Here is a 17,803-nt window from a genome sequence, read left to right on the forward strand (position 1 = left end):
AATGGCAATCAATCAGACACCGGAGGCATCACCGGGCTGTTAATTCCACCCCCCCAGGGGAGAAGTTCTTCAAAGTCGCAGGCAGCGATCGCAGGAAACCCAGAACTCCAGAGCGCCTTCAGAATGACAGCAACCTTCTCAATCAATCCTTCTTCCGACCCCCTTTCCTCACCATCAACACCTGCCAGCACTGGCCAGTATACGAAATCCGAACCCGCCCCCGCCCCCTCCGAGAAATCAGTGTTCCTACGAACGTCAATGACAAGGTCATCAAGGTACAAGGTGTTCCTCTCGAAGCTCCCGCCAAAGAGCATCGAGATCAACTCCTGCACGTCGGACTTGGTCGCCCCTCCGACGTATATCTCACAATACAAGTCGTCTGTCATATTTATCACGGAACCTCAATGAAAGGAGGATCGTCAAAGGGACCATTGCGCAAGATGATGGATATATCGACTTCCATTCCAAAGACTTCTTCCAACTGCCGATGCAGATCTCTAATGCCAGCCCTCCCAGAGGTTATTTTGCCTACTTCCAATGCGTGGAGCATTGTGCGCTCCTTGGCACTACCCGGGTTGGGGTTCCCCAATCGTTCCCGCAGCAGGCCGTGAAAAACTGAGGCATCGACCCGGACAGCAATGTCGATGTCAGAGTCAGGACGCGCAGTACCTCCAGCCCGACTTCCTTGGACGACAATGTCATCACTGAGGTGACTTACTCGATCTCTGATCAGCTCCGAAGCTTCAGCGAATACTTCTGAAGATATACCCTGCGGGGGGCCGGGGTTATAGTCTGCGGAGCGGTCGTCAGGGTCACGAGTGTTCGAGGTGTCATCGCTGGAGCGCGAAGATTCGTCGCTCGTACCGTCGTCGCCCTCGTCGGAAAAGTCACCCGCGTCGCCGCCGGTACCGGTGCGGTCGTCGGGCGGCTCGTCGCCCCCGCCGCCACCGCCACCGGCGGCGGGCTCGGGACGCTCCGCCTCCGGCTCCTCGCGCGGGCCGCCCGCGCCCTCCCGCTCGTCGCTCCGGTCGCTCTCGGCATCCTCGTCACGACGCGGGGGGCGCTGTTCGGGGTCGTCCCCGGCGCGGGGCGCGTCGGTGTCGCCGCGCTGGGACTCGCCCTCCGGACGCGGCGTCGGGTCCGGGGCACCGGGCCTCTCCCGGGGTCCTCCCGGTACGGTCGTGTCCTCCTCGTCGGAACGCCGCGGCGTGTCCTCGTCGCCCGGTCGGTTCTGCGGTGTGCCGCTGTCCCGGGGCTGCGGCGCGGGCGGGCTCTGCGAGGGCCGGTCCCCGCCGCCGTCGGGCACGGGGGTGGTCGGGGTGGAGGAGGGCGGACGGTACCGGTCGGGGTCCAGCAGTGAGTTGTTCAGCAAGGTGAGCGGGTTCTCGAAGCGCTCACCGGTGGGGCGCTGGCCCTCCCCGGCACCCGGCAGCGGACTGCTGGGCCAGCCCCGCGTCCCCGGTCCGCCCCGCGACGTGAAGTTGTCCGAGCCCGTGCCCGAACCCCCGCCGGAACCCGGGCCGGAGCCGTCGAACTCCGCGTCGCCCGAACCCCCGGGGGCGTCCATGGAGCTGACCACCCCCGCCCCGGCGATGATCTTGAGAGCCTTGAGGGGCAACCCGACGGTCATCAGCGCGGCGTTGGCGCCGATGGTGGTGTTGGAGTAGGCGACGCCGTCGTCCCGCGTTGACCAGGCGGTGTGCCCCTCCCAGATCTCGGTGAGGCTGCCCCAGGCGTTGCCGGTCCACCGGTCCCACCCGGCGCCCCAGCCCTCCTGGCCGCCCTCGCCCGGCTCCCACAACCACCCGTGTTCGTCGTGGACACCGACCAGGGTGACCGTGTCCATCCACGCGTCGCTCCAGGCCGCCGTGGCGTTGTCCCAGCGGCCCCGCGGATCGAACCGCCACCCGTTGTCGGGGTGCCAGAACCCGAGCTTGGAGGTCAGCCCCACCGCCGAACCCCACAGGAAGTCGGTGGCCACCGTGTCCCACAGCGCCTGACCGGTGGGGTTGCCCCAGTCCGCCAGGGAGGGGTGGAACTCACTGCCCGCCCACGCGGTGAAGTCGTTGATGTTGCTGTTGACGCCGTCGAGACTCAGGTGGTGTTCCAGGGACATGTCGCGCTCACCGGCGTCGGTGGGCAGCCCGTAGACCAGCGCGCCGTCCCCGGCGGCCTGGTCCGGGGACACGTAGGCGGGGCCGCCGAACACCGCCGAGATCCGGGTGGCGCACGCGTTCTCTGCCTCGTTGAACGTCGACCAGGCCGTGTTGACCGCGTCCTTGATGCGGATGTTCTCGCCCAGGGCCCACTCGTCGGTCTCGTCGTCCTTGTTCAGCCACCACACCTTCTTGTCGTGGTTGGCGTTCCACAGGCTCTGGGCGTCGATCCGCAGGGTGTTGAGCGAGCCGCGCGCGGTCGCGGCCGCCTCGGCCAGGTCCTCCAGCGCGCCGGCGACGGTGGCGAGGTCGCTCTGGATGCCCTCTCCCCGGGTGACCACGGGGTCCATCGCGGCGAAGAGCGTCTCGCTCTCCGGTGCGCTGTAGTGGGCCTGGAGTCCGCCCCAGGTGGAGGACATGTCCTCGGCCCCGCCGAAGAGGTCCTCCCCGCCGGTGCGCAGGGTCTCGGCCGCGTAGTTGAGGGACCAGACGTCGGTGAGGGGGTAGGGGATGGTGTCGGGGTCGATGAGCGTGAACGGGTTGGGGTCCACGCCGTTCTGGGGCTCGGTGGGCTCGAAACTCACCAGAGGGCCTTCCGTGGGGGCGGGGTACGGGGGGCGGGGTGCCGCGTCAGAGGTCGAGGTTCTCGCCGGTGCCCGCCTGGCTCTGGGCTTCGGCGGCCATCTCCTCCTGGCCCTGGTTGTAGGCCAGCGTGGCGTCGTTGGCGCCCTGCAGGCACGACAGGGCGCGGGTGAACATGGCGTCGGTCTCGCCGGTGAAGTGCTCGAAGAACCCGGACAGGGCGGCCTCCACGGGCGGGCTCTTGGCGTTGGTCAGCGCCATCTCGATCCCGTCGGCGGTGGAGTCGATGGTGTCGGAGAACCCGCCTCCTTCGAGGCCGAGCTGGTCGCCCAGGTCACCCAGGACCAGCGAGACCCCGTAGACGTCGATGTTCCACTGGCTCATCGGTTCTCCTCTCCGGAGGTGTCAGCGGCGAACCGGTGCGCGTGGAACAGCGCCCCGGCCTCGGCCTCCGGGGCTTCGGCGGCGTGAACGCGGACCTCGGCCATGCTCTGCTCCGCGACGCGGGCCCGCAGCAGCTCCAGCGAGGCGCGCACGCCCTCGACCGCCCTGGCCCTGCGTTCCCGCACGGGCCCGGGGGAGGCCGCGTCCGGCTCCTTGAGGACCACGATCCCGTCGGCGGGCGCCGGATTTCGCGGTTCGGTGACAGCGGCGTTCCCGTCCGACTCGTCCGACGGCTCCACCAGTTCGAACTTCATCCGGTCGCTGCCCTCCCTCGTCGGCTCCGTGGTCCGCCTGGCGGACTCCAACAGCAGTATGCGCATATGCAGTGACGTTCCACGATCGGTCCCGGTTCCTCGGGAGGAACCGCCCCGGCGGTGGTCAGGCGCGGGGTCACCGGTCGGGCAGGGAGGAACACGCAGATGGGAACAGCGGCAGTGACGTGCGTCACTCCCGCTCCGGAAAAGGGCGACGGGCCTTCCTCCGGGAGGGCTCAGGCCCTCTTCGCGGGAGCCGCGGACAGGTACTCCGTCTGCCTCCGCATGAGGTCCAGGGCGCGCAGGGGCGCCTCGGCGTCCTCCACCACCGGGTACCAGACGGCCCGGGCCCCGTCCTCGCCGACGAGCGTGCCCGCGATCGGCCCCGCCTGGGCGCGGCCGACTCCGATCCGGCGCAGCCGGTCCGGCCCGACCGCGAGCCCGACCGGGACCGCGGGCCCCGCCCACGTCGGCGCGTAGGTGACATCGGCGCGCCCGGGGACGCGGCGTACGCGCAACCCGTCCAGCAGTCCCTCGGCCGCCAACGCCTCCACCAGGGCCGTGAACGCGTCGGAGGGCACGGCGTCCCCGTCCTCGAACCCGGTCACCACCGACACCCGCTCCAGGACCCTGCTCCCGCGCCGGGCCAGGTGGAGCTGTCCGGAGAAGGGACGTCCCCCGCCCAGCGGGCCCGCCAGGTACAGAATCGAGGGTTTGGATCCGCGTTCGCGCACGTGACTGGCCACCCGGTCGCGGTCCCAGGCCATGAGCGCGGGCTCGTGCGGACCCCACACCGACGGCGCGGTCCCCGCCATGTGCTCGGAGACGACCTCCGCCGCGCGGCCCGGGTCCGGGGCGAAGGGGTCGCGGTGGAGCACGGACACGTCCACCACGATCTGCGTTCCGGCGCTCTCGGCGAGGTCCGCGAGGAACCCCGGGACCGGCTCGGCGTCCGGATGCCCGGCCGCCCACGCCAGCCCGACCGGTTCGCTGTCCGCGCGGAACCCCTGCTCGTCGTCCCAGCGCACGGGCAGGCCGGTGATGCCGTCGTAGTGGCCGCCGTCCTCGCCCCGCACCACCCAGCGACCCAGCGTCCCGGCCGCGAAGGTGCGTACCGCGTAGGTCAGGCGGGCGGTGGGCGGGGTGAGCACCTGGAGCGTCCTCTCCCCGACGTGCGTGGCCACCGCGTCGCTGAGCCAGGACGAGAACGGCACCACCGCCCGGTCCTGGGCGACCAGGAGCGCCTTGGTCGCGGTGCGTTCGACCGCCGGGTGCTCCGACTCCTCCCACAGCCCGAAGTCGGCCCGCCCCGAGGTCCACACCGCCCCGCCGAGCCGCAGCGCGAGCCCGTCGGCGAACCGGTGCGCCACCTCCCGCCCCCGCTCGTCGGGGCGGGCGCGCGTCTCCACCCACCAGAAGGTCTCCGGCAGGCCGGCCACGACCTCCGGCCCCAGCAGGCACGCGACCGCGTCCGAACGCTCCACCGGCTGCCCGGGTTCGAGGGTGGCCAGCAGGTGGGCGTCCCCGTCGCGGATCTGCAGGACACGGGTGTCGCCGTGCCAGTGCAGCCGCAGCTCGGGGTCCACGCCTCGCAGGGCGTGGACGACCGCCTTCTCGTCGGGCTCGTCGGCGACCAGGGCCACCACGTCGTAGCTCAACGGCGCTCCTGAGGGGTCGGGGGGCGGGCGGGGACCGCCACGGCCCCGCCCGCCCGGATCAGGCGTCCTGGTGCTTCTCGACCCAGGACGTGAGGGGTTGCCCCTGGATGGCCGCCGCCATCAGCTCGGGGAACATGTCGGGGGTGCAGGCGAACGCGGGCACCCCCATCTCGGCGAGCGCGGACGCGTTCTGCCGATCGTAGAACGGCGCGCCCTCGTCCGACAGCGCCAGCAGCACCACCACCTGGACCCCGGCCGCCTGCATCGCGGCCACCCTCCTCAGCATCTCCGCTCGGACACCGCCCTCGTACAGGTCGCTGATCAGCACGAAGACCGAGTCGTTCGGCTTGGTGATGAGCCCCTGGCAGTAGGCGATGGCCTTGTTGATGTGCGTGCCGCCGCCCAGCTGCGTGCCGAACAGCACCTCGACCGGGTCGGTCAGCTGCTCGGTCAGGTCCACCACCGCGGTGTCGAACACGACCAGCGACGTGCGCAGGGTCTTCATCGAGGCCAGCACCGCGCCGAACACGCTCGCGTAGACCACCGAGGAGGCCATCGAACCGCTCTGGTCGATCGCCAGCACCACGTCCTTCTGCACGCCCCGGCTGCGGCGGCCGTACCCCACCAGGGTCTGCGGCACGATCGTGTTGTGCTCGGGCAGGTAGTGGGCCAGGTTGCGGCGGATGGTGGCGTTCCAGTCGATGTCGGCCACCCGGCGCGGCCGGTGGGTGCGGGACGACCGGTCGATCGCCCCCTGCACCAGGGACCGCGTCTTCTGCGCCACGCGGCGCTCCAGGTCGTCCACCACGCGGCGCACCACCGCGCGGGCGGACTCCCGGGCCTGGTCGGGCATCACCCGGTTGAGGGACAGCAGGGTTCCCACCAGGTGCACGTCCGGCTCGACGGCCTCCATCATCTCCGGCTCCAGGAGGAGCTGGTGCAGCCCCAGCCGGTCCATGGCGTCCTTCTGCATCACCTGCACCACGGTGGAGGGGAAGTACTCGCGGATGTCGCCCAGCCAGCGCGCCACGCGGGGCGCCGAACCGCCGAGCCCGGCGGAGCGCTCGGGTGTGAGTGCCCCGAGCCCTCTGCCACGACCGCGTCCGCTCTGGTTGTACAGCGCTTCCAGCGCAGCGTCCATCCCCTGGTCGGCGGCGCTGAGGCCGGAGGCGCCGACCCCGCCGGAGCACTGCGCCTCCCGGCCCAGCACGAGCCTCCAGCGGCGCTCCCGCTCGTCCACGGCGTTCATGTGCGCACCTTTCCGTCGGTGAGGATGGCCAGCGCGGTGGCCAGGGCCGGGGCCGCGCGCCGGACGTCCACGTCCACGCGGGCCGGGGCGGCCCGGTCGGCGGCGGGCGCCGTCCCGAGCCGCAGGGCGGCCGAGCCGATCTCCTGGCGCTCGGGGCCGTTGAAGGCACCGAAGGTGCGCCGCAGCAGCGGCAGCACCGCGGTGAAGCGCTCCTCGGGCAGGGAGAGCAGCCAGGTGTCGATCAGCCCGAGCAGCCGGTCGTCGTGCACCAGGATCAGCCCGCTGCCCTGGAGGAACCCCTCCAGCCAGGCCGCGGCCGAGGCGGGTTCGGCGCCCGGGGACATCGCCAGGCCGAGGCGGCGGCGCAGCTCGTCGGCGTCCACGAGCCCGGAGTCGGACAGGATCCGGTTGACCCGGCCGGCGATGCGGCCGGGCAGGGTGTCGCGCACGGCCAGGGCGGTCAGGGCCGCCGTCCAGGCCTGGGCGCCCTCCCCGCCCAGAAGGGTGGCGGCGCCCTGCGTGGCGTCGATCTGCCGGACGAACCGCTCCGCCGCGTCGTCGTCCAGGCCGTGCACGGCCGGTGCCAGCCCGACGCACACGCGCCGCAGGATCTGCTCGGCCACCGTGCTCAGGTAGGCGCTGTCGGTGCCGCGCACGTCCCCGTAGCGGGCGGAGCGGGCCAGCGGCGGCAGCGCCTCCATCAGGTGGGTGACGTCGCTGTCGGTGGCCGCGCGGTCGGTGAGCAGGGACAGCACGCGGGGCAGGGCCTCGCCCAGGTCCGCGAACAGGCACTGCTCGGTGAGGGAGGTCAGCGCGGGCAGGGCCGCGTCCTCGGCGAGGTCGGCCACCCGGGCCGTGGCCGCCGAGGCGACGGTGGTGCCCCACCGGCTGGCCTCGATCAGCGCCACGTCCATGTCGGGGTCCCAGCGCAGCCGCCACGACTCCCGGAAGGTGCCCTTCTGCCCGCCGTCGGGGGTGCGCGGAACGCCCCACTCGACACCGAGCAGCCGCAGCCGGTGCAGCAGCACGCTGCGTTCGCGCTGGCTGTCCTTGCGCAGGTCCAGGTCGAGGTCGCTGTCGAAGGGCTCGGCCTTGAGCCGCAGGCGCTTGCGGATCGCGATGAGGTCGCGCTGGAGCGGGACCATGGGCGTGGACGGGGGCACCGAGCCCATCCGCTCGCCGACGGACATCCGGCGGTGGACGAGGGCGGCCCGGGTGGGCTCGCCCTCGCACAGGACGGCCGTGAGCGCCTCGGCCACCTCGTCGAGTCCGGCGAGCGGACGCCCGCGCAGTACGGCGAGGCTCTCGGCCAGCCGCACGCCCTCGATGACGTGGGACGAGGACACCGCCAGCCCCTCCTCGCGGAGCATGCGGGCGGCGTCGGTCAGCCACCGGTGCACCGGGAGGTCGGGCGCGGTGAACAGGTGGTGGTACCAGCCGGGGGCGGCGACCCCCGCGCCGTAACCGCTGGAGGCGGCCAGGCGCCCGTGGGTCCAGGGCACCCAGGTGGCGGTGACCTTCGCCTTGGGCAGGCCCTTGAGCAGGGCGGTGTCGTCCTTGACCGAGTAGTCGGCCAGGTCGCGCAGGGCGGGGGCGTGCCAGGCGCCGCAGACCACGGCGATCCGCTCGTGGCCCTCCTTGAGGGCGGCGCGCAGGGTCTGGCGCATGTACGCCTCCCGGCGCGCGTCGCGCTCCGTCTCGGGGCCGGACTCGGCGCGGACGGCGGCCATGGCGTCGGCGATCGCCGGGAACGGGGAGGGCTCCCCGTCCCGGCGCTGCTCGATGACGTCGTCCCACCAGCGCTCGGCGTCGTCGTAGCCCGCCGCCTCGGCGAGCACCCCCAGGGGGTCCAGCCGGATCCGCTCCGGCTCGCCGACCTCGCCGCCGTCCGTCCCGTCGGCGGCCTCCGGGGTCTCGGCCCCGTCGGTCCCGCCGCTTCCTTCTGCCACACCAGCCCCGGCCGCCTCGGTGTTCCCGGGAACCTCGTCGGACTCCGGTTCCCCGGAATCCGCCTCGGCGCGGGCGCTCTCCTCCGCGGCCCGGCGCCGCTCCTCGGCCTCGGCGACGCGCTCGGCCAGGGTGTTCGCGGCGGGCAGGTCGCAAAAGCGCACCCGCACGCCGTTCTCCACCGCGTAGCGCAGCGCCTCCCACTCCGGGGAGAAGCTGGCGAAGGGCCAGAACGCCCACCCTTCACCCGCTCTCGCCTCGTCCCCCTTGGGGGTGTCGGCGAGGTAGGCCAGCAGCGCCACCGGCGGCTCCAGCTCGCCCACCAGCGAGGTGAGGGCGTCCGCCTCCGGCGGTCCCTCGATCAGCACGGCGTCGGGTTTGATCTCCTCCAGCGCCGCCCGGACGGCCCGGGCCGACCCCGGGCCGTGGTGCCGCACGCCCAGGACGTGCAGCCCGCTCGTGTCCAGTCGGGGCCGACCCATCAGGCGCCCACCTCGCGGCAGGCGCGGTAGAACTCGCCCCAGCCGTCGCGCCCGCGCGCGACGGTCTCCAGGTACTCGCGCCACACCACGCCGTCGGACACCCGGTCCTGGACGACGGCGCCCTGGATGCCCGCGGCCACGTCGGCCGGGCGCAGCTGCCCGTCGCCGAAGTGGGCGGCCAGCGCGATGCCGTTGGTGATCACCGAGATCGCCTCGGCGGTGCTCAGCGTGCCGCTGGGCGACTTGACCTTGGTGCCGTTGTCCTCGGTCACCCCCGAGCGCAGCTCGCGGAAGACGGTGACCACCCGCCGGATCTCGGTGAGGCTGGTGGGCACCTCGGGCAGGTCCAGGGCGCGGCCGAGCTGCTCCACCCGCTGGGTGACGATGCGGACCTCGTCCTCGGCGCTGTCGGGGACGGGCAGCACCACGGTGTTGAACCGGCGGCGCAGCGCGCTGGACAGGTCGTTGACGCCGCGGTCGCGGTCGTTGGCGGTGGCGATGATGTTGAAGCCGCGCTGGGCCTGCACCTCGACGCCCAGCTCGGCCACCGGCAGGGCCTTCTCCGACAGCACGGTGATGAGGCCGTCCTGCACGTCGGAGGGCATGCGGGTGAGCTCCTCGATGCGGCCGATGGAGCCGCGCGACATGGCGGTCATCACCGGGCTGGGCACGAGGGCCGCCTCGGAGGGCCCCTCAGCGAGCAGCCGGGCGTAGTTCCAGCCGTAGCGGACGGCCTCCTCGGAGGTTCCGGCCGTGCCCTGGACGAGCAGGGTGGAGTCGCCGGAGACCGCGGCGGCCAGGTGCTCGGACAGCCAGGTCTTGGCGGTGCCGGGGACGCCGATGAGCAGCAGGGCGCGGTCGGTGGCCAGGGTGGCCACGGCGACCTCCACGACGCGGCGGGCGCCGATGTACTTGGCGCTGATCTCGGTGCCGTCGGCCAGGGTGGTGCCCAGCAGGTACTGGGTGACCGCCCACGGGGAGAGCTTCCAGCCCGGGGGCCGCTGCCGGTCGTCGGCCTTGGCCAGCGCCTCCAGCTCGGCGGCGTAGGTCTGCTCCGCGTGCGGGCGCAGGGCCTGGGCGGCGTCGGTGCCGATGGCGGGGGTGGAGGTGGTCAACTGAGCTCCCTGTGCATGTCGAGTCGGAACCGGAGGGTGTCCCGGAGCCGGAGGTAGGCGTCGCCGGAGGCGTCGTTGTACGGAGGGGTCTGGTGGAGGTCGGTGAGGTGCCCGGGGGGCATGTGCACGGCCGCGGCCTCGCAGAGCAGCCGGTAGCCGTGGTAGTCCTTCTTGCGGTCCTTGGTGTGCAGGCGGGCGATGACCCGCGCGCTCAGCTCGGGGGTCCAGGGGCCGGGCGTGTCGCGGAGCTGCTCGCCCCAGCGGTTGAGGGAGGCCTTGTCGGTCAGGACGCCGTCGGCGTACGCGCAGCGCTCCTCGACCGGCAGCAGTTCCAGCAGCCTGCTCGTCTGGAAGCCCGGACCCGTGCCCCGCGAACCGAGGAACTCCAGGACGGCCCTGGCCCACTCCACGTTCCGCTGGACGACGACGGCGTTGACGAGGGCGCCCACCAGACGGGCGTTCTGCACGGCCTCCCGGTTCGCCGCCTCGAAGATCCTGGCGGGGTCGGTGCCCAGCAGCCCGGGCCACACGTCCAGCGGCGCGTGGGTGAGCAGCGCCCACAGCCGCTCGGCCCGCTCGTGCGCGTTCTCGTCGTCCTTGGAGGGCGCGGCCAGCGCCAGGTCGCGGTGGACGGCGGCGTCGCGGGTGCGGACGGGGTCCACCCACAGGGCGCCGTCCTCCCTGAGCGAGGCGTGCGCGCGGACGTGGCCGCGCAGCCGCTCGGCGTGCCCGCTCTCGGGCAGCCGGGTGAGCAGGGACAGCGCGATCCCGCGCACGTTGGCGCTGCGGTCGTCCAGCGCCCGGTCGAGGAAGTCCGCGTCCGCCGGGCCGAGCCCGGTGGCGAAGGTCTCCAGCAGGCGGCGGCGCAGGTCCGCCTTGGCCAGGTTGGTCCAGACGGCGGCCAGCAGCTCGCGGGCGCGGTCGGGGTCGGTGGCGCGCAGCGCGGCGAGCGCGCGGCGGCGCTCTCCCGGGGTGCCGCAGCCCCAGTCGCGCTCGCTGAACCGGTCGGCGTGGACCGGCTCGGCCAGCATGTAGGACCAGGCGGGGTTGAGCCCGGCCAGCCAGTGGCCGCGTGTGCCGACCGCGGCCGCGAGCGCGGGTCGCAGCTCGCTGTCGCGGGCGCCCTGGTCGAGGAGGGCGGGAACGCTGGAGTGCGCGACGCGCCGTCCCGATGCGGCCACCAGCTCCAACCACTCCGGGAGGAGCTCGGTCCGTCCCGTGAGGATGTCCTCCAGCCGGGTGGTGGCGGCCTGCCCGGGCTCGGGGCGCTCGTCCTCGGCGCCGGGCTCGACGGGCTCGACGCCGGTGACGGGGGTGTACCCGGCGGCGCGGCGGACGGCGATCAGGGCCGCCCGGTCCAGGAGGGCGACGGAGTCCTCGTCCTCGGGGGTGGGGGGCAGGTCGGGGGTGTCGGGGACGGAGCGCTTGGAGGTGCCGACCAGGGCCGTGGAGACCAGGCGGTCCCAGGAGTCCACGGCGGCGAGGGGGTCGGGGGTCACAGGGAGACCGCCTTTCCGTTCCGGTCCCACACGGTGATGGGGGTGAGTCCCGTCGCGGGCGACCACTCGGCGGCGACGGTGGAGGGGTGGCCGCCGGTGACCGCGAGGAGGCGCCAGGGCTCGGGGGAGGCCAGGGGCAGCGCGTGGCCCTCGGTGTCGACGAGGTACCACCGGCCGTCGTGGGCGGGGGTGGCGCGGTCGAGCACGACCGGCCAGGTGTCGCGCCAGGGGTCCTCGGCGAGGGAGGCGGCGAAGGCGTCGAGGGCCTGCGTGACCGTGCCGCCCTCGGGCGGGGCCGCCTCGGTCGTGGTGCCGTCGCCGACGGGGGCGACCCGGTGCCCGTCGGGGTAGAAGGCGAACTCGGCCTCCACGTCGGTGCCGGCCCGGAAGGGGGTGGTGGGCGCCTGGCCGGGTCGGGCGAAGGCCAGGTACAGGGCCACGCGCCCGGTCGCGGTGCCGCGCAGCCACAGGCGGCGCACACGCATGTCGGCTTCGAGGGTGGGGGCGTCGTGCCAGCCCAGGACCCGCCAGGTGTCGCGGACGCGCTCACCTCCGGCGAGGACGTCCTCGGCCTTGACGGTGATGCCCACCCGGGAGCGGACGGCGCCGCGGACGCGCTCGTCGAGGGCGTCGCCCGCGCGGTAGCCGTTGACCAGCAGGTGGAGGAGCCCGAGCCGTTCGAGCATCCGCTCGGGCCAGTTGTCCCCGCGCGCCGCGGAGGGCAGCCGGGAGACGAGGGAGGCCGCGCCGCCCGCCTTGGCGTCCACGAGGCGCTTGGCCATGCGGTCCCAGTGGTCGTAGCCGTGCTTGGGCACCTCGGCCAGCCCGGTGTCGACCTGGTCGCGCAGCCAGAGGCCGAGTTCGTCGACCCCGGCCCGGACCGCCTCCTCCCTCCTGCGCAGGGTCGCGGCCGCCCGTTCGGGGTCGGCGGGGGCCGCCGGGCTGTTGGCCTTCTCCTGGCGGGCGGCCCTCCCGGAGAGCCACTTGGCCACCCACTCGGGCCGCTCCTCCCGGTCGGCCACGCTGTCCTGGGTCCACAGGGCCAGCAGGCCCAGGACGTGCTTGCAGGGAATCTTGCGGCTGGGGCAGCTGCACTTGTAGGCGGTCCCGCCCGCGCCGTCCAGGTGGACGGCGGCCAGGTAGGGCTTGGAACCGCTGCCCTTGCACTCGCCCCAGACGGCGGAGGTGCCGCCGGAGGGGGCGGCGACCGCTCCGCGCTCGGGCCAGGACGACTCCTTGGCCACCTTCAGGGCGGCCTTGCGGGAGGAGGCGTCCGGAGCCAGAGCCCATACGTCGTCGGTACTCCATCGATCGCTCACACAGAGAACACTACGGACTCCCTATGACAAAAAGCGGCCTTTTCGAACCTTCTTGCGAACGCCCGTGGAACTGTCGCATCCCCGTGGCAGACTCCGGCCGCGGAGCGGCTCCGCCCGGCGCGCGACCCCGGGTCCCGGCGCTCGGAAGCCTCAGAAAAAGTGCGCCTTAATACCATTTATCACTAATACGTGAGCGCCCTTTCTCCGCCGTGTTGAAAAAAGAGCGCGGCCCCTTCTACAATGAGCGATCCCGCTTCTCCCCTCCGTCACCGCACCGGCACACCATCTCCCCGAAGAGAGAGGGACTCGGTTCGTTGACGACCACACGGCTGTACGGCACCACACCCGCCACCGGACGCGACGGCCTCTGGGCCGCGCTGCGCGAACGCCACGGACCCGTGGCCCCGGTCGAACTGGAGACCGGCGTACGGGCCTGGCTTCTGCTGGGCTACCACGAGAACCTCGCCGTGTTACAGAACCAGCACCTCTTCTCGCGCGACACCCGCCGCTGGCGCGAGGTGGTCGAGGGGCGCGTCGACCTCGCCTGCGCCCGGCCCGCGCTGTCCTGGCGCCCCAACGCCCTGTACGCCGACGGGGCCGAGCACACCCGGCTGCGCTCGGCCATCGCGGACAGCCTGGCCAGGGTGGACATGAACGCCACCGCCCGCACGATCCGGCGGATCGCCGACGAACTCGTCGACTCCTTCGTCGCCGACGGCAGGGCCGACCTCATCTCCGAGTACGCCGACCCCCTGCCCGTGCTCGTGGTCAACAGCCTGTACGGGCTCTCCGACAGCTACGGGTACATGCTGGGCGACCTCACGTCCATCGTCTTCAGCGAGAACGCCGAACGCGCCGAGGACGCCGTCGGCCGCATCCACCAGTACTTCTCCGAACTGGTGGCCCGCAAGCGCAGGATCCCCGGCCAGGACCTGGTGTCGTGGATGCTGGAGCACCCCGCGGGGCTGAGCGACCACGAGGTCGCGCACCAGGCCGCGCTCATCAACAATTCGAGCCACCAGACCACCACACACCTCATCGGCAACACGATGCGCACCCTGTTCACCGACGAGGCGGTCCGCGCCGCCTACACGGACGCGCAGATGACCGTCCACGAACTGCTCGACCACGTGATGTGGACCGACACGCCCTTCCAGATCCTGCCCGCCCGGATCGCCCTCCAGGACATGCGCATCGGCGGAGTCGACATCCGCGCGGGCGACGCCCTGCTGATCGGCTTCGACGCCGCCCACCGCGATCCGGCCGTCCACTCCGAGCAGGCGGGGGGCAGTCGGGCCCACCTGATGTTCGGCGCCGGGCCGCACGCCTGTCCGGCCCGCGAGCTGGCCCGGCTGACCGCCACGATCGCGGTCACCACGCTCCAGGAGCGCCTGGGCGGGCTCCGGCTCGCCGTGGAGCCGGAGGACCTGCGCTGGGTCCCGTCGCCGTTCCTGCGGGGGCTGCGCGAACTCCCGGTGGTCTTCACCCCGGGCGAGCCCGTCGCCCTCGGCCCCCGGGAAGGCGCCGGAAGGGGCGGCTCCGGAGGGGACGGGCAGTCGGAGGCCGGGGCGCGCGGGGGGGAGCGGGACCACGACGACGAGGGCCACGACGACCTCCTCAGCCGTCTGCTCGCCTGGTGGCGGGGGCGGAGTTGACCCCGCCGAGGCGACAGGTCCCGCTGTCGGTGGCGCGGACGTGAGCACCGCGCCCCGCGCGGCGCTCCGTCGAGCCCGCGCGCGACCCGGGCCGCGTCCGCTGCGGGGAACCCGGACCACGAGGGCCTCCACGGGAACGCGGAGGGAGCCGTGTTCGTCCACGACTCCCTCCGCGGGTACGCCCACCCCGGACGGCACCCGTCCAGCGGGTGCCGCCGGGGGTTAAGCGGAGCCCATCGCCCGGATCGGTCCGGCCAGCTCCCGCTCGAAGAAGCCGAAGAACCCCTCCGGGTCGGGTCCGGCGTTGATCAGGCACAGGTGGTCGAACCCCGCGGAGGCGAACTCCCGCACCACCTCCAGGTGCCGGTCAGGGTCCGGCCCGTACGCGAAGACGTCGCGCATCGCGTCCCTGTCGATCAGGGCGGTGGCCGCCTCGAAGTTCACCGGGTTGGGCAGTTCGGCCTGCACCTTCCACCCGGTGAGCGCGAAGCGGAACAGCTCGCGCGCCGACTCCAGGGCGTCGCCCTCGTTGGTCGCCCACGCCAGCGGCACCTCGGCGTAGCGGGGGCCGGAGCCGCCGTTGTCCTCGTAGACCCGGTTGAGCGCCCTGCTCGGCTCGGTGCAGAACAGGCCGTCACCCGCCTCGGCGGCCAGCAGGGCGGCCTCCTCGCCGCCCGCGGCCACGACGATCGGCGGCGCCTCCTCGGGCAGGTCGAAGACCCTGGCGTCCTCCAGGGTCAGGTACCTGCCGTCGTAGGAGTGGTAGCCGCCCGACCACAGCAGGCGGATGATCTGGATCGCCTCGCGCAGCATCTCGTGGCGCCGGGTGGCGTTGGGCCACCCCTGTCCCACCACGTGCTCGTTGAGGCGCTCCCCCGACCCCAGCCCGAGCGTGAACCGCCCCTCGGACAGGATGGCCGTGGTGGCCGCGGCCTGAGCGACGATCGCCGGGTGCACCCGCAGGATCGGGCAGGTGACACCGGTGGCCAGCTCGACGCTGTCGGTGCGTTCGGCGATGGCGGCGAGCATCGACCACACGAACCCGGAGTGGCCGTGGCTGTACAGCCACGGGTGGAAGTGGTCGCTGACCTCCACGAAGTCGAACCCGGCCTGTTCGGCGCGGACCGCCTGCTCCACGATCTCGCGGGGGCCGAAACCCTCGGCGAAGAGCTTGTAGCCCACCTTCATCGCTTCTGTTCTCCCTTCGCTCCGTCTTCGCTCCGTGTCAGTCGCTCCCCCCGCCGTCAGGCGGGCACGGACGCCGTCGGGCGGTCCCAGAACCGGTGCCCGCCCAGCAGCCTCGTGAACTCGGCGACGCCGTCCTCACCCGCGTCCGGCGAGGCGACCACGCCCAGTTCCACCCGCAGGGCGTCCACGGGCCTGGTCAGCTCCTCCGGCAGCGGCGGGGCGAGCAGCTCCGTCCCCGCGCCGACCGCGGCCACCGGCTTGTGGTGCTTGTACGCCTCCAGCACGAAGTGCCGCGCGAGCCCGTCGCCCGCCAGCGTCCGTGCGGCGTCGGGACCACCGGTCACCACGACCGCGTCGTAGAGCACCGAGGAGACGGTCGGGTAGGCCCGGTCGACGGTGACGACGCCGCCCCGCGAGGTGCGGACCGCCCCGTCGGCGGCCGCGAGGAGTTCGACCACGGCACCGGCCCCGATCAGGGGCTCGCGGAACGCGTCGACGGCGGCCTCGTCCACGCCGTCCGCGACCAGGACGGCCACCTTGCGGCCGACGACGGAGCCGAACGCGGTGTTGAGCTGGCTCAGGGCGGGCGAGGAGCGGCCGTGGTTGGGCGTGGCCTCCCGCTCCGGCGGCTCGACTCCGATCCCCTCCGCGACCCGGACGGACAGCCCGTGGTCCACGTGGTTGAGGTTGGCCACCACCCGCTGGCGCACCTCCAGCTCCTCGCACTTGCCCAGCTCGAAGCGGAAGGCCTCCACCACGTGCTCGCGCTCCCAGTCGGCGAGGCTGTTGTAGAAGAGCGTGGCCTGCGAGTAGTGGTCGGCGAAGCTCTCGCTGCGGACCCGGATCTTGTCGCCCTCGACCTTCTCCGTGTAGTGGCGGTAGACGCCCTCCCCGTGCGCCAGGGCCGGGCAGCCGCCGCCCAGGCTGTTGGGGTGGTAGGAGGTCCCGCCCCGGTGCACGCGGTGCTGGGCGAAGCCGTCCCGCTGGTTGTTGCTCACCGGGGCCACCGGACGGTTGATCGGGATCTGCTGGAAGTTGGAGCCGCCGAGGCGCAGCAGCTGGGTGTCCAGGTAGGAGAAGTTGCGGGCCTGGAGCAGCGGATCGTTGGTGAAGTCGATGCCCGGGACCACGTTGGCGGTGTGGAAGGCCACCTGCTCCGTCTCCGCGAAGAAGTTGTCCGGGTTCCGGTTCAGGGTCAGCTTTCCGATCGGGCGGACCGGAACCTGCTCCTCGGGGATGATCTTGGTGGCGTCCAGCAGGTCGAAGTCGAAGGCGTGCTCGTCCTCCTCCGGCACCAGCTGCACGCCCAGCTCCCACTCGGGGTACTGGCCGCGTTCGATGGCCTCCCACAGGTCGCGCCGGTTGAAGTCGGGGTCCTTGCCCTGGACGCGCTGCGCCTCGTCCCAGACCAGCGAGTGCGTGCCGAGCAGGGGCCTCCAGTGGAACTTGACGAAGGTGCCCCGGCCCTCGGCGCTGACGAACCGGAACGTGTGGACGCCGAAGCCCTGCATCGTCCGGTAGCTGCGCGGGATCGCCCGGTCCGACATCAGCCACATCATCATGTGCGTGGTCTCGGGCTGCAGACCCACGAAGTCCCAGAGGGTGTCGTGCGCGGACTGCGCCTGGGGGATCTCGTTGTGGGGCTCGGGCTTGACCGCGTGGACGAAGTCGGGGAACTTGACGCCGTCCTGGATGAAGAAGACCGGCATGTTGTTGCCGACGAGGTCGTAGTTGCCCTCCTCGGTGTAGAACTTCACCGCGAACCCGCGCACGTCGCGCACCGTGTCGGCGGATCCGCGCGACCCGGCGACCGTGGAGAAGCGGACGAAGACCGGCGTGGTGACGTCGGGGCTGCTCAGGAAGTGGGCCGCGGTCAGCTCGGAGAGCCCCTCGTAGGGGCGGAAGTGGCCGTAGGCGCCCGCGCCGCGCGCGTGCACCACCCGTTCGGGGATCCGCTCGTGGTCGAAGTGGGTGATCTTCTCCCGGGCGTGGAAGTCCTCCAGCAGCGTGGGGCCGCGCGCCCCGGCCCGGAGCGAGTTGTCGGTGTCGCCCACCCGGACACCGGTCTCGGTGGTCAGGGGCTGGTCGGAGTCGGTCCTGACCGCGTCGAGCTGGCGGTCCTTGGCGTCGCGCCCGTCGCTTCCCCCACGTCCTTCAGTGCTCACAGCAGGCCTCCGTCGATCTGCGGGTACCACGTGTCGAGGTCTCCCCCCGGTTCCACCTGACCGACGCCCGTTCGGGGCAAACGTCGTTGA

General features: G+C 72.6%; 13 protein-coding genes. 1 reads left to right on the plus strand and 12 read right to left on the minus strand.

All coding sequences use genetic code 11. The annotated features are described in order from the left end of the window. Positions 1 to 8: 8 nt before the first annotated feature. From EV372_RS09070 to EV372_RS09115, 10 genes are all read right to left on the minus strand, one after another. Entirely contained in the window at positions 9 to 386 is a 378-nt protein-coding gene (locus EV372_RS09070) for a hypothetical protein (RefSeq protein ID WP_130395646.1), read from the minus strand. 5 nt (positions 387 to 391) lie between these two features. After that, positions 392 to 2,740 (minus strand): nucleotidyltransferase domain-containing protein, encoded by a 2,349-nt coding sequence (locus tag EV372_RS09075; protein ID WP_130395647.1) that lies wholly within the window; start codon positions 2,738 to 2,740, stop codon positions 392 to 394. A gap of 46 nt (positions 2,741 to 2,786) precedes the next feature. Then, positions 2,787 to 3,122, minus strand: a complete 336-nt coding sequence (locus EV372_RS09080) for a DUF6507 family protein (protein WP_130395648.1) — start codon at positions 3,120 to 3,122, stop codon at positions 2,787 to 2,789. Beyond that, entirely contained in the window at positions 3,119 to 3,502 is a 384-nt protein-coding gene (locus tag EV372_RS09085) for a cell envelope biogenesis protein TolA (protein ID WP_130395649.1), read from the minus strand. Before EV372_RS09085 ends, EV372_RS09080 begins: the two co-directional genes overlap by 4 nt. A 170-nt stretch (positions 3,503 to 3,672) precedes the next feature. Further along, the gene (locus EV372_RS09090) at positions 3,673 to 5,094 is read right to left on the minus strand and encodes a DUF6177 family protein (RefSeq protein WP_130395650.1); all 1,422 of its coding nucleotides are present in this window, start codon (positions 5,092 to 5,094) and stop codon (positions 3,673 to 3,675) included. A gap of 58 nt (positions 5,095 to 5,152) precedes the next feature. Next, a complete protein-coding gene (locus EV372_RS09095) occupies positions 5,153 to 6,343 on the minus strand; it encodes a VWA domain-containing protein (RefSeq protein WP_130395651.1) in 1,191 nt (396 codons plus the stop codon). Then, on the minus strand, positions 6,340 to 8,772 hold the full coding sequence (locus EV372_RS09100) for a DUF5682 family protein (protein ID WP_130395652.1): 2,433 nt from the start codon (positions 8,770 to 8,772) through the stop codon (positions 6,340 to 6,342). Before EV372_RS09100 ends, EV372_RS09095 begins: the two co-directional genes overlap by 4 nt. Then, a complete protein-coding gene (locus EV372_RS09105; RefSeq protein ID WP_130395653.1) occupies positions 8,772 to 9,887 on the minus strand; it encodes an ATP-binding protein in 1,116 nt (371 codons plus the stop codon). Before EV372_RS09105 ends, EV372_RS09100 begins: the two co-directional genes overlap by 1 nt. Further along, on the minus strand, positions 9,884 to 11,386 hold the full coding sequence (locus EV372_RS09110) for a DUF5691 domain-containing protein (protein ID WP_130395654.1): 1,503 nt from the start codon (positions 11,384 to 11,386) through the stop codon (positions 9,884 to 9,886). Before EV372_RS09110 ends, EV372_RS09105 begins: the two co-directional genes overlap by 4 nt. Beyond that, the gene (locus EV372_RS09115; RefSeq protein WP_130398832.1) at positions 11,383 to 12,630 is read right to left on the minus strand and encodes an SWIM zinc finger family protein; all 1,248 of its coding nucleotides are present in this window, start codon (positions 12,628 to 12,630) and stop codon (positions 11,383 to 11,385) included. The genes EV372_RS09110 and EV372_RS09115 overlap by 4 nt, the downstream gene beginning before the upstream one ends. A gap of 389 nt (positions 12,631 to 13,019) precedes the next feature. On the opposite strand from EV372_RS09115, the gene EV372_RS09120 reads away from it, so the two are divergent. Further along, complete coding sequence (locus EV372_RS09120) at positions 13,020 to 14,360, plus strand: cytochrome P450 family protein (RefSeq protein WP_130395655.1); 1,341 nt, start codon at positions 13,020 to 13,022, stop codon at positions 14,358 to 14,360. Between the two features lie 222 nt (positions 14,361 to 14,582). Here EV372_RS09120 and EV372_RS09125 read toward each other — a convergent pair whose 3' ends face one another. Further along, positions 14,583 to 15,548, minus strand: coding sequence for a TIGR03557 family F420-dependent LLM class oxidoreductase (locus EV372_RS09125; RefSeq protein ID WP_130395656.1), 966 nt, complete (start codon positions 15,546 to 15,548; stop codon positions 14,583 to 14,585). A gap of 56 nt (positions 15,549 to 15,604) precedes the next feature. Next, positions 15,605 to 17,713: a catalase gene (locus tag EV372_RS09130; RefSeq protein ID WP_130395657.1), complete on the minus strand. Its 2,109-nt coding sequence runs from the start codon at positions 17,711 to 17,713 to the stop codon at positions 15,605 to 15,607. Positions 17,714 to 17,803 lie beyond the last annotated feature (90 nt).

It is taken from the genome of Nocardiopsis sp. CNZ308 (assembly GCF_004217075.1).

Bases quoted from the DNA above. Each gene is read 5' to 3' on its own strand.
- EV372_RS09070 (WP_130395646.1), bottom strand. From the start codon at position 386: ATGACAGACGACTTGTATTGTGAGATATACGTCGGAGGGGCGACCAAG.
- EV372_RS09080 (WP_130395648.1), bottom strand. From the start codon at position 3,122: ATGAGCCAGTGGAACATCGACGTCTACGGGGTCTCGCTGGTCCTGGGT.
- EV372_RS09085 (WP_130395649.1), bottom strand. From the start codon at position 3,502: ATGCGCATACTGCTGTTGGAGTCCGCCAGGCGGACCACGGAGCCGACG.
- EV372_RS09095 (WP_130395651.1), bottom strand. From the start codon at position 6,343: ATGAACGCCGTGGACGAGCGGGAGCGCCGCTGGAGGCTCGTGCTGGGC.
- EV372_RS09100 (WP_130395652.1), bottom strand. From the start codon at position 8,772: ATGGGTCGGCCCCGACTGGACACGAGCGGGCTGCACGTCCTGGGCGTG.
- EV372_RS09125 (WP_130395656.1), bottom strand. From the start codon at position 15,548: ATGAAGGTGGGCTACAAGCTCTTCGCCGAGGGTTTCGGCCCCCGCGAG.